Genomic DNA, 14054 nt, shown 5'->3' on the forward strand with positions numbered 1-14054 from the left:
GAAACCGCGTGTTTTTTCCGATTTGGCTTAATCTCTAAATCGGGGACTTTCATTTTTGGTAAGGGTATTGCTATGCAAAATAAAGCGTCACTATCGCCGCTTATCGTCATAACGGCGCTGTTTGCCGCGCTGAGCGGGCTTTATCTGCTCGGCGGCGGCATCTGGCTGGCCAAGTTGGGCGGTTCGCTGTATTACATCATCGCCGGGCTGGTGCTGCTGGCGACTTCCTGGCTGCTGTTCCGCCGCCGCGCCACCGCGCTGCTGCTGTACGCGGTATTCCTGCTGGGCACCACGATTTGGGCCCTGTGGGAAGTGGGCCCGGACTTCTGGGCGCTGACGCCGCGCCTGGACGTCACCTTCTTCTTCGGCCTGTGGCTGGTGTTGCCGTTTATCTACCGCAAGCTGGTGGCCAACGGCAAATTCGCCTACGGCGCGCTGAGCGCGGCGCTGGCGATCACCGTCATCGCGCTGGCCTATGCCGTGTTCAACGATCCGCAAGAGATTAACGGCACCCTCGACGCCGCCCAGGTACAACCGAAAGACGCCACCGGCGCCGACTGGCCGGCCTATGGCCGCACCCAGGAAGGCACCCGTTACTCGCCGCTGAGCCAGATCAACGACAAAAACGTTGGCCAGCTGCAAGAGGTTTGGCGTTTCCAGACCGGCGATCTGAAGACCGCCAACGATCCGGGTGAGATCACCAACGAAGTCACGCCGATCAAGATCCGCGATACCCTTTACATGTGTACGCCGCACCAGAAGCTGTTCGCGCTGGATGCCGCCACCGGTAAAGAAAAATGGAAGTTTGATCCGCAGCTGAAATACAACCCAACCTTCCAGCACATCACCTGTCGCGGCGTGTCTTACCACGAAACCGCCGCAGCCGCAGGCGCCGCCGGCGACGCCGCTCCGGCGATGTGCGCACGCCGCATCATTCTGCCGGTCAACGACGGCCGTCTGTTCGCACTGGACGCCGAAACCGGCAAACCCTGCCCGGACTTCGCCAACAACGGTGAGCTGAACCTGCAGAGCAATATGCCGTATGCGACGCCGGGCCACTACGAGCCGACCTCGCCGCCGGTGATCACCGATAAAGTGATCGTCGTCGCCGGTGCCGTGACCGACAACTACTCCAACCGCGAGCCTTCCGGCGTGATCCGCGGCTTCGACGTCAACAGCGGCAAGCTGCTGTGGGCCTTCGATCCGGGCGCGAAAGATCCGAACGCCATCCCGGCGGACGAGCACCACTTCGTGCCGAACTCGCCGAACTCCTGGGCGCCTGCCGCCTATGACGCCAAGCTGGATATCGTTTACCTGCCGATGGGCGTTTCCACTCCGGACATCTGGGGCGGCGATCGCACCCCGGAAATGGAACGCTACGCCAGCGGCCTGTTGGCGCTGAACGCCTCCACCGGCAAACTGGCCTGGTTCTATCAGACGGTCCACCATGACCTGTGGGATATGGACGTGCCGGCGCAGCCGACCCTGGCGGACATTACCGACAAGAGCGGTAAAAAAGTGCCGGTCATCTATGTGCCGACCAAAACCGGCAACATCTTCGTGCTGAACCGTACCAACGGCGAACTGGTGGTGCCGGCACCGGAGAAACCGGTACCGCAAGGCCCGGCCAAGGGCGATCGCCTGTCACCGACCCAGCCGTTCTCCGAGTTGACCTTCCGTCCTGAGAAGAAACTGACCGGCGCCGACATGTGGGGCGCGACCATCTATGATCAGCTGGTCTGCCGCGTGATGTTCCACAGCCTGCGTTATGAAGGCACCTTCACCCCGCCTTCCGAGCAAGGCACGCTGGTGTTCCCGGGTAACCTGGGCATGTTCGAATGGGGCGGCCTGGCCGTCGATACCGATCGCGAAATCGCCATCGCCAACCCGATCGCGCTGCCGTTCGTCTCCAAACTGATCCCGCGCGGCCCAGGCAACCCGATTGAGCCGCCGGAAGGCGACAAAGGCGGCAGCGGCACCGAGTCCGGCGTACAGCCGCAGTATGGCGTGCCGTTCGGCGTCACCCTGAACCCGTTCCTGTCGCCGTTCGGCCTGCCGTGCAAACAGCCGGCCTGGGGTTACATTTCCGCCGTGGATCTGAAAACCAACGACATCGTGTGGAAAAAACGCATCGGCACCGTGCGCGACAGCTCACCGTTGCCGCTGCCGTTCAAAATGGGCATGCCGATGCTGGGCGGCCCGGTGACCACCGCCGGTAACGTGTTCTTCATCGGCGCCACCGCGGACAACTACCTGCGCGCCTTCAGCGTGACCAACGGTGAAAAACTGTGGGAAGCGCGCTTGCCGGCCGGCGGCCAGGCGACGCCGATGACCTATGAGGTCAACGGCAAGCAGTACGTGCTGATCTACGCCGGCGGCCACGGTTCCTTCGGCACCAAGCTGGGCGACTACGTGGTCGCTTACGCCCTGCCCGATCAGAAGTAACCACCGCCGTTAGTACCCCGCAAAGCACGCCGCAAGGCGTGCTTTTTCTTTTCCCGCCCCGCCGGCTGCCCCCTCGCAATACCCTTAATTTTTTCATCTCCATTATTGATAATGGTTATCATTCGCAATATTATACCTCTGCGGCCCCGGCAGCGGCTGCGATCCTCTCCAGCTTAATGGGCAATACAACGATCGGCCGCCTTTGGGCGGCCCTATTCGGAGGCGCATGGTCGACCATACTCGGAAGCATCGAAAGAAGATTTTGCAAGCGGCGGTGAAAACGCGACGCGCCGGCCTGACGTTCGCGCCGGCATCGCCAGCCACTTCGCCCTTTATCGGCCAGCACCGCCAGACGCAAGCCGTACTGATACACCTGATCGGCCATGATGACGCCCAGGAGGAACATGAATGAACCTGCAGCCCTTTACCGCCATGCTGATGTTCGCCTATGTGCTGCTGATGGTGCCGCTGCTCTACGTCATCGACAGCCGCCTGAGCGCCAGCAAACTGGTGCGCAAAGCCACGCAAAACCTCATCATCATCGCCTTGACGCTGTTGTTCTTCAGCGCGATGACGCTGCTGTATTGACGCTTCCTGCCCCTCAGGCGCCAAATTGAGCGCCTGAGCCGCCCTCTCATCCGCGCGCCCGCTCTACGGTTTTCAACCCGCCCAACCGCAACCAATGGTAGAGATCCGCATTGCGTTTAAATCCCAGTTTTCGCATCGCCGCCTGTTTGTGATTGCTGACGGTTTTCACGCTCAGATGCAGGTTGCGCGCGATGGCGGTCTGCGGCAATTCACAGGCCAGGTAGCGCATGACATCCTGCTCACGGCGGGTAATGCGCTGCCGTTCACACCAATAGCACCGGTGCTCTGCGTCGCGGTTCGTCCGCGCCGCCAATGCCCGCTCCAGCTGGCTTAATACGCTGTCCGGCGAGTCGTTGCGGAAAATAACGCCCGCCTCACTGATGCAACGCGGGTTATCGCGCCAGCGGGTATCGCCGGGTTCACGCAGCGCAAAGTTGAGCGGTTGGCCGCCGCTCACTGAACGCAGGCAGAAACGCGCCTGCCAATCACGCTCTACGGACTGGAACACCACATCCGCCCGATGCGCCTGTGTGGCGTCGAGCACCTGAACCCGCATGCCGCGGCGCGCAAAATACGCCAGCAGCAGCTGCTGCAATCCTTCAATAAAGAAACGGTCATTATCGATAAACGCCAGAGTGATGGTAGTTTCCATCGGCACGCTCCCTTTGAAATCATCCTTCCCGGTCGCCGCCGAGCGCGATTCCCCCCCTGATGGCGGGTGACTCAACGGCATAATGCAACGGCGCGCGGCGCGGGTAATGCGGCTACGGCAACGCCAGAATGGCGACCGATTGCCCCGAGTAATTGCCAGCCTTGATCGTTCCCGTCACGCCAAGGGTGGAAGTGATCGGCACCGTGACCCCGCGCGTATCCGCGGTGAACTGATAACCCAGGTTGCCTAGGGCGCCGTTGATGCGCAGCGTGCTGTAGACGCCGGAATTCCCCAGATCCAGGCGGCCATTGCTGCCGACGCGGATATACATGACGATGTTCATCTTCTGCGAGCACACTACGCGCAGGCTGCCGCGCGCCGTATTGCCTACCAGGTCGGTATCCGGCAACACGCCGTGGTTCAGATCGAGCTGTTGCTCATCGATGCCGCAGACCCCGACCGGCGGCGGCGCGATGCCGCAGACGCTGCTCGGCATCAACCGTGCGCTGTTGCCTTCAACGGCGGAGGAGGACGAGGTGGTATAAAACAGCCCGACACACTCCTGAGTGATGGCATCCCCCACATGAGAAGTCGCACCGACGATCGGCAACGGATAAATGCTCTGGTAGAAGCGGCTGAGTTCCCCCATCGTCCGTAGTTGGGTAATCTGCGGGTAGCGCCCCGACCCGACGATAGAGGCCGAAGGCGTCACGCCCGTGCTGCCGCCCGTATTGGCGCTGGTGTGGCGGTGGTTGATCCCCACAGCGCACATGCTTTGCTGGTAGCAAGGATTAGGCGATGAGTCATCCTTATCCCAGCTCTCAAGCACATACTCATAAGCCGCATTGCTGGGAGAGCCGGTACTCTTGGTCACATAGGAATAAATTTGCGCCGAGCACAGCCCCGGCAGCAGGCCGAGCAGTAAATACATCCCTCTGAAGTGAAAACGCTGCATCGCGTCATATCCTTATTCTGTTTTGCCGAAGCCCGGCGCTCATTGGTAGTCCAGGCTGAACGTCGCAATGGCGCTGAAAGCACCGCGACCGATGGTTCGCTTTGCCAGCGCTTCCGGTTCGCCGCGCACATAGGCCTGCACGCCAATCACCGTGCCGCCGTCCTGCAACGGGTACTTGCCGCCTGCGCTGTTGAGCGGTAAAGGCTGCCCCTGCAGCGTCTCCATGCCGATGGCGATCCCGCGCGCCTGGCTGCTCGCCGCCAAAGCCAAAAGCCCCGGCAGCTGCGCATTCTCCGTGCCTTTGAAGGTGATCGACACCGTCTTGCCCAGGCTGAGATCGCACTCCGCCAGCCGCAACTCGAACGGTTGCCCCTGCGTGCGCTGGTTCAGATACAGGTACTTGTCGACCAGCGTGCCGAAATCCAGCGCGATGCTCTCGTCGCCCGGCTGAATGACGCAAGGTTCCGCCACCAGCGCCCCGCGCATGCGCAGATTGTCCGCGGCTTGCGCTGCGCCGTTCACGCCCAGCGCCAACAGCAACAGGCCGATAACGCCCCAGCCGCCTTGTGTTGTTTTCACGCTCGCCTCCTCCTTCATTGATAGTCGGCCCGCAGCGTCGCCGTGGCCTCGAACGCGCCTTCCGTCAGGGTTTCGCCCGATTTGCCGACCGGCACCGCTTCCAGCACCGGCGGTTTGGCCGGATCGATAGGCAGCGCGCTGCCCACTTTGAACGGCTGTGCGTTCTGGTAAATGCGGATGCCGAGATAGCGCCGGTTGGTTTGCACCGCCGCTTCGTCAAACGTTGCGGCGTTGCCGGTCAGGCTCAGCAACATGTCCCATTTGCCGATCCCCGGCTCGCAGCGAATGCGGTAGCCGATGCTTTGCCGATAGTTCGCACCATCGACCTTGTTAATGCCGACACGATCGCCGAAGTTCACGTCAATGATCCCGTCATCGTTGATGGTGCAGGGCGGCGGCTCGATCAACGTGCCGCGAAACTGCATGTCGACCGTTTTCTCCGCCCAGGCGAGATGGCACGCCATCCCGGCGCACAGCAGCACGCTCGCCGTAAAACGTTGTTTCATGCTCTCGCTCCCGCGTTACTGATAATCCACCTTCATGGTGGCGCCCGCGGTGAATTCACCCGCCGCCAGCCTGGCGGTGACCGATTTCACCGGTACCGCCTCAAGCGTCGGCGCGGCCGGATAGGTAAAGCTCAACCACTGGTTGATCGGCCAACGGCGGCCGCCGTTCAGCAAGGCAATGCCCAAGCCGTCTTTGCTGGTGCGCAGCAGTTGGCCGTCGAAGCCGCTCGCCGCCCCCTGCACCTGCAGTTTGAGCCCGTTGCTGCTCTGCCCGCTGCACGTCAGCGTGTAACTCACCGCCCGCCGATAGTTGGCGCCATCAATGCGGGTGGTCATCACTTCATCGCCAAAGTCCACCTCGATCGGGCGTCCGCCGTTGATGATGCAGGGGGGAGAAAGCACGGTGACCCGTACGTTCACCGTGGTCGCCTGCGCCGGCAGTTGGCCCAGCGCCAGCACTCCCGCCAGCCAGAAGGGCACCCGGCCGCGTTTTATCCTCGGTACCATCGCCTCGCCTCAGTCATAATTCAGCCTAAAATCCACCGTCGCCCGATACGCGCCGGCCATCAGCGGCGCCGCGGTTCGCTCCGGCGCCACGCTGTAGCTCAACGCCTCTTGCCCTGGCGTCAGCAGCAGCGGCTCGCCGCGGCTGCCCAACCGAACGTCGCGACCGCGGCCGTCCAGCAGGCGCAACCCCAGCCCTGAAGTGCCCTGCGCTTTCACCAGCTGCGGATTGTCGCTGTCCGCCGTCGAACCGAAGCTGACCGTCACTGCCGGTTGATTCGGCGCCCAGACCAACGCGCCGGTACGCGCATCTCGCTGGCCCCCCGGGGTGCGCAGGCAATCCTGCAAACGCAGCTCGAACGCCACCGGCTGCCCGCGATCGCCGGCCTGACGCAAGCGCGCGGTGCCGGTCTCACCCAGCCAGATGTCCTGCCGCGCGCTGCTCATCTCCAGCCGGCAGGCGCTTTCCGTCAGCGCGCCATATACCTGCAGTACGCCATTGGCGCCCTCCACCTGCCAGTTGTCCACCACGTCGGCCTTCGCCGGCGGCATCGCTATCACACCCAGGCTGAGCGCCAGCATCAACGCGCTCCCGCCGGCCTTTTTCCGTTCTCGTTTCATCCTTTCCCCCTGAATGGCTCTCCCGTCGGCACCGCCTGCGGCGGGTTATGACGCCGTCCGTTTCTCCGGCACCACCTTGCAGCTCACGCCGCTGCAGCTGAAGCTCAGCTGCGGCCGGCCGCCGTAATCGTTGATGTAGGTCAGCACCGGGCTACCGCCCAGCCCCGCTGCGCCCACGGTCAGGCGCGCCTGGCTCTTCGGTGCGATCATGAAAGGCTCAAATCCCTTTACGCCCTCCCCCCCTTTTTTGCTGCCCGCATCGACAATCGTGATGTAGTACGGCGTCGGGTTATTGACCTGATAGCTCTCCCCTTGCCGCGTCAACGTCAGCTGTTCTTGCCATGGCGTCGCCATATCGGTGCGGTTCGGCACGATCGCCGCCGGGCGATAGAACAGCTTGATGCGCGTCTGCAGCGCGATCTGCAACGTATTGGGCTTGTTGCTCTTCGGCGGTATCTCGCGCAGGTTGAAGTAGTACAACGTCTCCCGATCCTGCGGCAGCTGTTTGGCTGCCGGCAGCGCCTGAATCTTGATCTGGCTCGGCTTGCCCGGCTCGATGCGCTGCACCGGCGGCAACACCACCAGCGGGCTCTGGATTTTGTTGCCCTGCTCGTCCTCCAGCCAGCCCTGCGCCAGGTACGGCAGCTGCTTGTTCTGGTTGCTGAGATTCAGGCTGACCGAGTTCTGGCCACCGTCGAAGATCACCCGGGTGCGATCGAGCGCGATTGCCGCCTGCGCGTGCTGCGCCGCCGTGGCGCCCAACAGCGCGAGCGCCGCGGCGGTTTTAAGAGAAAAAGTTTGCATGTTGTCGATAACTCCAAATTCAGGGTGATGGGTTTATTCAACCGGGGCCGATGGCGCCGCGGCGATCGGCCGACACGGCAGCAGCAGCGTACGCGTCAGCATGTCGGCCGGCAGCGTTACGGGCAGCTGCACCTGACACTGTGCCGCGCCGCTCCAGTGCAGCGTCATGATCTCCCCGGCGTTGATGCCGCTCAGGTACACGCTGCCGCCATCGTTGACGATGCCGGTTTCTTGTTTGCGGGCGTTCAGCACCGTGGCGCCGAACGGCGGTGTACTGCCGTCCGCCAGTTTGACGATCGCCATCGCTTTTTCGCCCGCGATAACGTCAAACTGACGGTAGCCAATCGCCCCTTCGGTCAGGGTGGCCTGCACCACCGAACGGGTGGCTTCGGCGTTGTCGCCCAGTTTGTCCAGATCGATGCTGGCCTTGTTGCGGTAGTAGCTATTGACGTCCGCCACCACCGCCTTGCCGAAGCGGTTGGTGCTGACGGTGCTGCCGTAGCCGCGCACCGGCACACCGGCCACGCCGTTGGTGTCCACCAACAGGCGCGTACCGCCGATCATGCCGACGCGGTGCAACGCGCCGCCTTCCGGCGTCAGCGTCATGCCGCCCTGCGCGGACAGCCCCACGGCGCTGTAGCGCCCTTCCTGATAGCTGGCGTTGGCGCTCAAGCGCGCCGCATCGCCCTCGTGGTTGTAGTAGCCGCTCAGGTTAGCGCCGCGGCGGGCGCTGCCGGCGCTCAGTTGGTAGTTGTTGTGTTCATCGATTCGCTGGTAGTACCCCACCCGGTTCGTGGTGTCGTTGCGGTTCACCGTGCTGTTGTAGCTGAGCGTGGCGCCGTTGCCCCACGGCATCGACAGCGACAGGTACATGCCGTCATCGTTGGTATCGTTGTAACGGTTGCGATAAGCCGACAACGACAGGTTCAGGTTTTTTATTTTGCCGAGATCGAAATAGCGCGACAGCGTCAGGTTGTAACGGTCGTTGGACTGGCGATCCCAATAGGTCTGGTGGCTGTAGTTGAGATAGCTGCTCAGGCCCCAGTCGCGGAACTGTTTGTTGAAGGTGATGGTGTACATCTCCTTGTTGTTGCCGACCCGGCTGCCGTAATAACGCGCGTCGAGATATTCGCTCATGCTCATGAAGTCCTCTTCCGAGAAGCGATAACCGGCAAAGGTGACCTGGCTGTCCAGTTCATCGAACGTCTTCGAATAGCTCACCCGATAAGAGCCGCCGCTGAGCGTCTCCTCCCGCTGCGGCAACCGCGCCCGCGATTGGGTGGCGTCGAACGAGAGCGCGCCGAACATCATCAGATCGCGGCCTATCCCCAGCGACAGCGCGTTATAGTCGCCGCCCAGCAGTGCGCCGCCATACAGCGACCAACCGTTGCTGACGCCCCAGGAGAACTCTCCGGTGCCGAACAGCGGCCCGCGCGAATGGTGCTGCCAATCCGACGGTTTACCGGCGGCCAGCTTGAAGCGCCACGATCCGGGCCGCGTCAGGTACGGAATGCTGGCGGTGTTAACCTTGAACGCCTGTACGCTGCCGTCCTGCTCCTCGACCCGCACATCCAGTTCGCCGGTGATGGCATCGTTGATGTCCTGAATGCGAAACGGCCCCGCCGCCACCTGGGTTTCATAGATCACCCGCCCCTGCTGGCTGATCGTCACCTTGGCGTTGGTCTTGGCGATCCCGACCACCTCAGGCGCATAGCCGCGCAGGTTCGGCGGCAGCATGTTGTCGTCCGATACCAGGCTCGCGCCGGAAAAACGGAAGCTGTCGAAAATCCCCGAGTCCAGATAGTCTTCACCCAGCGTCAGGCGCGAGCGCAGCGCAGAAATGGCCCGATAGGCGTAGTAACGGCTCCAGTCCAGGCGTTTGTCGGTGGATTGCCCGCTGCCGGTCTGGTGATTGATCTGCCCCTGCCAGTCGGCACGCAGACGCCAGGCGCCCAGGTTGGCGCCGGCGGTGCCGTTGCCACTGACGCTGTACCCGCGCGTGCCGCCCTGCTGCTGCTGCCGACTCTGGGCGTTGACGTTGTAATCGAACAGCAAGCCCGGGATGCCTTCATCCCATCGCGACGGCGGATCCCAGTCGTCGGAGCTGTATTCCAGATAAGCCTGCGGGACGCTCAGATACAGCGAGCCCGTCGCCAGATCGCCACGCGACACCATGCCTTTCAGGCTGGACTCATCCAGACATTCCCCCTGATGCCACCAGGTCAGCGCTTGCAATGCCGACGGCTTCAACCCCAACTGCTCGACCAGCGCTTTGCCCACGCAGGCGCGGCTGCCGTCAGGATCGTTGTCCGGCGGATAAAAAGGGATCTTCTGTTCGGGCAACTCGCTTTTATTGAGATGGACCACCATGCCGTAACTTCCCGGCATAATGTATCCGCTGCGGGAAAATTGGCTTAGGTCGATATTTTTGCGATCGTTCACGTCCAAAATGTCGGCATTAAATTGAATACCGTCTTCGGCATATACCCACGTTGATGAACTTCCCAGCGCCAGCGTGATACATAACCCCAGTACCTGAAAACGAAATAGCTTCCCAGCAGGCGACAACATCATATCCCTAACCTTATATCGTATAATTCTGGCGTTGCGGCTTGCCGCAATAACAGCGCTCAGTAATAATCCAGCTTGAACCGCACGGCGGAAAAATAGTCCCCCGCACGCATCGGTTGATTATTGGCAACCAATTTAATGGAGTAATTAAGCGACATGCTGCCTGGCGTTATATCCCCCAGCGGCAACGGACGACCGGGCGCGGCGATATTCCCCATATCATCGGATATTTGCAGCGCGATGCCTTTCGCCTCACCGTGCACGCCGAATAAGTCGCCATCGGCATCGCCATCGAAAACCACCTGAAACTGTCGCCAGTCCGGCAAATTCGGTTTCGGGCGTTCAAGCGTGCAGTTGATTAATTCGATGGTGAACGGATGCGTATTGCCTAAGCCATCACGCATGATATTTCCCGTCGGCATCACGGCCATATCGATAGTCTGCTCGCGGCTGCCGGCGGCAATAGCGCAAGCGGTATCAATAATGGCTCCTTGCATATTTACGCGTCCCCAGCCCTGAGAACCGGATGCCGCCGGCGCGGCCGGGCTCATCAGCGTAGCCGTCAATATGCAAGGAGACACTAAAGGGTGAATAAACCGGCGCATTGAACCTCCTGACACAGACCTTCCGTCTGAGAAAAAGCATGCGGGGAAGCCCCGCATGCAAAATGTCACGCCAATGGCGCAGGCTTACTGGTATGCCAGCTTGAAATCGGCAACGGCGGTGAAATCACCCGGAACGACGGTGGCGGAAGCGCCGTCACCCTGCAGGTAAGCCGCGAAGCGCAGCGTGTTGGTGCCGGTGCCCAGGTTCTGTGGGGCCGTTGCGGTGCCCAGTTTGATCGGGTTGCTGGCGGTGTCGGTGATGGCGATGCTGGCGCCGCTGGCGGTCCCGACGATGCCCAGCAGATCCTTATTGGCGGTAGAGGCTTTGCCTTCGAAGGTGGTGGTGACGGTTTTCAGCGTCGAGTTGTCGCACTGTTCCAGTTTGATATCGAACTGACGCGGCGCTGATTTACCGCCATTTTTCAACGCAACGTTGGATACCTGGCCCATATCCACGGTCTGGTCCACGGTCTCAGGAGAAATGGAGCAAGGCGCATCAATAATGGAACCGGTAAACGTCACTTTGCCATGCCCTTGGTCGGCGGCATGCGCCAGAGAAGAAACGCCAAACGCCAGAACTGCTGTCAGCATGATTTTGTTCAGTTTCATAATTCACTTATTCCTTTAATTTATGTAAAAAGCGCAGGATCGCTCCCGTTCCTTTAACGGTTATTTATACAATCCAGAATGAAAACGGTATTACCCGCAGCCAAAGCAAACCCTCACGATAATTAAATCGCTACCTTTATTTCATCATCACCCATTTTAGGTATTCAACGAAAACCACACTGATGAGAAAGAAAACAACCGAACCAGTAAATTCCCGCAAGATTTTAACTCTTGCCATGGGAATTACACTAAGATTCAACTTACCGTTTGTTTTGGCCCAAATATTGTTACAAAAATCGTTGTAATTTGAAAAGTCATTCAAAGCAAAAGTAATAAATACGAGATATAAGCCCAAAAACCACAAGACAACTATATTTTTTCGAGACAACAGATCGTAAAATTAATAACGATAGTCGATTATCTCGTAAAATATATACCACACGACATTATTGATCGCCTTTTTCCTATTTGCGGTATAATGATTTGGAAAAGAAAAGGGAGGCTTATCAATTCGGTCTGGTAAAAACCAGCACCGGGCAGTAAACCATGGAGAAAAACGATGAAGTACAGCCATTACGCACAGCAGGCTGAAAATTTGGCCACCTCATTACCGCTCCCGATCCGTGAACGCCGCTGGTTTATTGCAGTGGAAATATCGGGTTCAGGCAAGTGTTCGCTACCGGTTCAGGAAGAGTATTGCCGGGACAGGGCATTATTTTCCGGGCGACGCTTATCGTTATATCAAAATTCGGCTGAAGTTTAAGGGAGGCTGACATGATAAAACGCACGTCAAAACAACAAGAATTACAAAACCTGCAGCAGCATTTATTAACGACGCTGCACCGCCTCTGCCCTTCGGCCAACGGCACGGCGCCTCCCCCTCCCGGCGAGTGGCCCACGACCCGCCAGTTGGCGGAGTCTAACGACATCACGATCTATCAGGCGCGCAATCTGCTGTTGAATCTGGTCGGCCGAGGTAAGGTGTTGGTCACACCGGGGCCGGTCAAGAAGTCATTGCGTTGGTACCCTTCCCTCTGAATAGAGGTTCTTCCTGCCGGTGCCTCTCAGGCCGCCGGCAGGCTGCGCGCAGGCGAGCTTATTCGGCGTCCGAGCGCCTGGCCCGCGGATATTTCCACAGCCAGCGCCCGCTGACCATGCGCCAGTAGAATAAGGCGCCGCGCACCGCCCAATCGAGGAACATCCCCAACCAGACGCCCACCACGCCCATGCCCAGTTCGATGCCCAACGCGTAGCCGGCCACCACGCGGCACCCCCACATGCCGAGCATCGTCACCCACATGGCGAAGCGGGCGTCGCGCGCGCCTTTCAACCCGGCGGGCAAGACCCAGGAAGCGGCCCAGATCGGCATAAAGGCGGCGTTGAGCCAGATCAGGGTTTTCACCACCGTTTTCACATCATCCTGCGAGGTATAAAACGCGGCGAAAACCCCGGCCAGCGGCGCGGTGCCCCAGGCGATGGCGGTCAGCCCAAGGGTCGACAGCCAGAAAATATGGCGCAGCTGCCGCTCCGCCTGGCCGATCTCGCCTTTGCCGAGCCGCCGGCCGACGATAATGGTCGAGGCCGATCCCAACGCGTTGCCCGGCAGGTTGATCAACGAAGCGATGGAGAAAGCGATAAAGTTGCCGGCGATCACGTTGGTGCCCATGCCGGCGACAAACATCTGCGTCAACAGCTTGCCGCCGTTAAACAGTACCGACTCGACGCTGGCGGGAATGCCGATCCCCAGCACTTCCCACAGGATGCTCATTTTGAGCGGCGTGAAATAGCTTTTCAACGTGATGTGCAGCGCCGGATTAAAGCCGATCGCCAGCACGTAGAGGATGGCGATGGCGCCGATATAGCGGGAAATCGTCAGCCCCAGCCCGGCGCCAACGAACCCCAGGCCATGCCAGCCCAGCATGCCGTAAATCAGGATGCTGCTGATGATGATATTGAGGATATTCATGCCGCCATTGATAAGCAGCGGGATCTTGGTGTTGCCCGCGCCGCGCAGGGCGCCGCTGCCGATCAACGCAATCGCCGCCGCCGGGTAGCTCCACACCGTGGTTTGCAGGTAAGAGAGCGCCAGCGCTTTCACCTCCGGCGAGGCCGCGCCGGCGATCACATCAATGATAGGCTCGCCCGCCAGGTGAATGCCCGCCGCCAACAGCAGCGCCACGCCGGTCATCAGCACCAGCGACTGACGCGCCGCCGCTCGCGCCCGCCGGCGATCGCGCTTGCCGAGGCTGAAGGCCACCACCACGGTGGTGCCGAGATCCACCGCGGCGAAAAAGGCGATGATCACCATGTTGAAACTGTCCGCCAGCCCCACCCCAGCCATCGCCTCTTTGCCGAGCCAGCTCACCAGAAAGGTGCTCAGCACCCCCATCAGCAGGACACAGGCGTTCTCCAGAAAGATGGGCACCGCCAGTGGCGTGATCTCGCGCCAGAACAGCACGCGGTAGCTTTTCCGTTTGGCGTACCAGCGCGTATTTTCCACGCGCTGACGCAGTGCGGCATACAGGTTCAAGATGGGCTCGATGGGTAAAAGTGAAACATCATTTCAAATGATGATCGATAAATCGTTATCCTGCAAAGAATTTTGGGGCGCCCAT

16 protein-coding genes are annotated in these 14054 nt (G+C 60.4%); 5 read left to right on the forward strand and 11 right to left on the reverse strand.

Annotated elements, in window-relative coordinates:
• Window positions 1-72 precede the first annotated feature (72 nt).
• The 3 genes from SERRSCBI_RS14990 (at window position 73) to SERRSCBI_RS15000 (ending at window position 3033) form a co-directional block, all read left to right on the forward strand.
• Window positions 73-2445 carry a glucose/quinate/shikimate family membrane-bound PQQ-dependent dehydrogenase gene (locus SERRSCBI_RS14990; protein WP_033650791.1) on the forward strand — a complete coding sequence of 791 codons (2373 nt, stop codon included), beginning with the start codon at window positions 73-75 and terminating at the stop codon, window positions 2443-2445.
• Window positions 2446-2671: 226 nt separating this feature from the next.
• Window positions 2672-2857 carry a hypothetical protein gene (locus SERRSCBI_RS24245; protein WP_033643635.1) on the forward strand — a complete coding sequence of 62 codons (186 nt, stop codon included), beginning with the start codon at window positions 2672-2674 and terminating at the stop codon, window positions 2855-2857.
• Window positions 2854-3033, forward strand: coding sequence for a hypothetical protein (locus SERRSCBI_RS15000; RefSeq protein WP_015378373.1), 180 nt, complete (start codon window positions 2854-2856; stop codon window positions 3031-3033). The genes SERRSCBI_RS24245 and SERRSCBI_RS15000 overlap by 4 nt, the downstream gene beginning before the upstream one ends.
• 46 nt (window positions 3034-3079) lie before the next feature.
• Here the strand turns inward: SERRSCBI_RS15000 and SERRSCBI_RS15005 are convergent, their stop codons facing one another.
• The 10 genes from SERRSCBI_RS15005 to SERRSCBI_RS15050 form a co-directional block, all read right to left on the reverse strand.
• Window positions 3080-3685: a LuxR C-terminal-related transcriptional regulator gene (locus tag SERRSCBI_RS15005; protein ID WP_033643636.1), complete on the reverse strand. Its 606-nt coding sequence runs from the start codon at window positions 3683-3685 to the stop codon at window positions 3080-3082.
• A gap of 112 nt (window positions 3686-3797) precedes the next feature.
• The gene (locus SERRSCBI_RS15010; RefSeq protein ID WP_042784942.1) at window positions 3798-4640 is read right to left on the reverse strand and encodes a hypothetical protein; all 843 of its coding nucleotides are present in this window, start codon (window positions 4638-4640) and stop codon (window positions 3798-3800) included.
• 39 nt (window positions 4641-4679) lie between these two features.
• Window positions 4680-5237, reverse strand: coding sequence for a fimbrial protein (locus SERRSCBI_RS15015; RefSeq protein ID WP_049866692.1), 558 nt, complete (start codon window positions 5235-5237; stop codon window positions 4680-4682).
• Complete coding sequence (locus SERRSCBI_RS15020; RefSeq protein WP_042784943.1) at window positions 5234-5725, reverse strand: fimbrial protein; 492 nt, start codon at window positions 5723-5725, stop codon at window positions 5234-5236. The genes SERRSCBI_RS15015 and SERRSCBI_RS15020 overlap by 4 nt, the downstream gene beginning before the upstream one ends.
• Before the next feature lie 15 nt (window positions 5726-5740).
• Window positions 5741-6232, reverse strand: a complete 492-nt coding sequence (locus tag SERRSCBI_RS15025; protein WP_071883564.1) for a fimbrial protein — start codon at window positions 6230-6232, stop codon at window positions 5741-5743.
• Window positions 6233-6241: 9 nt separating this feature from the next.
• Complete coding sequence (locus SERRSCBI_RS15030; RefSeq protein WP_042785747.1) at window positions 6242-6811, reverse strand: fimbrial protein; 570 nt, start codon at window positions 6809-6811, stop codon at window positions 6242-6244.
• 84 nt (window positions 6812-6895) lie between these two features.
• Window positions 6896-7654: a fimbria/pilus periplasmic chaperone gene (locus SERRSCBI_RS15035; protein ID WP_033643639.1), complete on the reverse strand. Its 759-nt coding sequence runs from the start codon at window positions 7652-7654 to the stop codon at window positions 6896-6898.
• 33 nt (window positions 7655-7687) lie between these two features.
• Window positions 7688-10228 (reverse strand): outer membrane usher protein, encoded by a 2541-nt coding sequence (locus SERRSCBI_RS15040; RefSeq protein WP_042784944.1) that lies wholly within the window; start codon window positions 10226-10228, stop codon window positions 7688-7690.
• 56 nt (window positions 10229-10284) lie between these two features.
• Complete coding sequence (locus SERRSCBI_RS15045) at window positions 10285-10776, reverse strand: fimbrial protein (RefSeq protein WP_232230709.1); 492 nt, start codon at window positions 10774-10776, stop codon at window positions 10285-10287.
• Window positions 10777-10914: 138 nt separating this feature from the next.
• Entirely contained in the window at window positions 10915-11439 is a 525-nt protein-coding gene (locus tag SERRSCBI_RS15050) for a fimbrial protein (protein ID WP_033643642.1), read from the reverse strand.
• A 559-nt stretch (window positions 11440-11998) separates the two neighbouring features.
• Between SERRSCBI_RS15050 and SERRSCBI_RS24790 the strand changes: the two genes are divergently transcribed.
• Together SERRSCBI_RS24790 and SERRSCBI_RS15055 are read left to right on the forward strand one after the other, a co-directional pair.
• Window positions 11999-12202 (forward strand): hypothetical protein, encoded by a 204-nt coding sequence (locus SERRSCBI_RS24790; RefSeq protein WP_129992881.1) that lies wholly within the window; start codon window positions 11999-12001, stop codon window positions 12200-12202.
• An 11-nt stretch (window positions 12203-12213) separates the two neighbouring features.
• Entirely contained in the window at window positions 12214-12477 is a 264-nt protein-coding gene (locus SERRSCBI_RS15055; RefSeq protein ID WP_042784947.1) for a FaeA/PapI family transcriptional regulator, read from the forward strand.
• A gap of 58 nt (window positions 12478-12535) precedes the next feature.
• Here SERRSCBI_RS15055 and SERRSCBI_RS15060 read toward each other — a convergent pair whose 3' ends face one another.
• The gene (locus SERRSCBI_RS15060; RefSeq protein WP_033643643.1) at window positions 12536-13969 is read right to left on the reverse strand and encodes an EmmdR/YeeO family multidrug/toxin efflux MATE transporter; all 1434 of its coding nucleotides are present in this window, start codon (window positions 13967-13969) and stop codon (window positions 12536-12538) included.
• Between the last annotated feature and the right edge of the window lie 85 nt (window positions 13970-14054).

It is taken from the genome of Serratia sp. SCBI (assembly GCF_000747565.1).
Taxonomy (GTDB): domain Bacteria; phylum Pseudomonadota; class Gammaproteobacteria; order Enterobacterales; family Enterobacteriaceae; genus Serratia; species Serratia ureilytica.

What these genes read in the sequence shown, in the direction of transcription:
- SERRSCBI_RS14990 (WP_033650791.1), top strand. Translation starts at nt 73, where the DNA reads ATGCAAAATAAAGCGTCACTATCGCCGCTTATCGTCATAACGGCGCTG.
- SERRSCBI_RS24245 (WP_033643635.1), top strand. Translation starts at nt 2,672, where the DNA reads ATGGTCGACCATACTCGGAAGCATCGAAAGAAGATTTTGCAAGCGGCG.
- SERRSCBI_RS15000 (WP_015378373.1), top strand. Translation starts at nt 2,854, where the DNA reads ATGAACCTGCAGCCCTTTACCGCCATGCTGATGTTCGCCTATGTGCTG.
- SERRSCBI_RS15005 (WP_033643636.1), bottom strand. Translation starts at nt 3,685, where the DNA reads ATGGAAACTACCATCACTCTGGCGTTTATCGATAATGACCGTTTCTTT.
- SERRSCBI_RS15010 (WP_042784942.1), bottom strand. Translation starts at nt 4,640, where the DNA reads ATGCAGCGTTTTCACTTCAGAGGGATGTATTTACTGCTCGGCCTGCTG.
- SERRSCBI_RS15015 (WP_049866692.1), bottom strand. Translation starts at nt 5,237, where the DNA reads ATGAAGGAGGAGGCGAGCGTGAAAACAACACAAGGCGGCTGGGGCGTT.
- SERRSCBI_RS15020 (WP_042784943.1), bottom strand. Translation starts at nt 5,725, where the DNA reads ATGAAACAACGTTTTACGGCGAGCGTGCTGCTGTGCGCCGGGATGGCG.
- SERRSCBI_RS15025 (WP_071883564.1), bottom strand. Translation starts at nt 6,232, where the DNA reads ATGGTACCGAGGATAAAACGCGGCCGGGTGCCCTTCTGGCTGGCGGGA.
- SERRSCBI_RS15030 (WP_042785747.1), bottom strand. Translation starts at nt 6,811, where the DNA reads ATGCTGGCGCTCAGCCTGGGTGTGATAGCGATGCCGCCGGCGAAGGCC.
- SERRSCBI_RS15035 (WP_033643639.1), bottom strand. Translation starts at nt 7,654, where the DNA reads ATGCAAACTTTTTCTCTTAAAACCGCCGCGGCGCTCGCGCTGTTGGGC.
- SERRSCBI_RS15040 (WP_042784944.1), bottom strand. Translation starts at nt 10,228, where the DNA reads ATGATGTTGTCGCCTGCTGGGAAGCTATTTCGTTTTCAGGTACTGGGG.
- SERRSCBI_RS15045 (WP_232230709.1), bottom strand. Translation starts at nt 10,776, where the DNA reads ATGAGCCCGGCCGCGCCGGCGGCATCCGGTTCTCAGGGCTGGGGACGC.
- SERRSCBI_RS15050 (WP_033643642.1), bottom strand. Translation starts at nt 11,439, where the DNA reads ATGAAACTGAACAAAATCATGCTGACAGCAGTTCTGGCGTTTGGCGTT.
- SERRSCBI_RS24790 (WP_129992881.1), top strand. Translation starts at nt 11,999, where the DNA reads ATGAAGTACAGCCATTACGCACAGCAGGCTGAAAATTTGGCCACCTCA.
- SERRSCBI_RS15055 (WP_042784947.1), top strand. Translation starts at nt 12,214, where the DNA reads ATGATAAAACGCACGTCAAAACAACAAGAATTACAAAACCTGCAGCAG.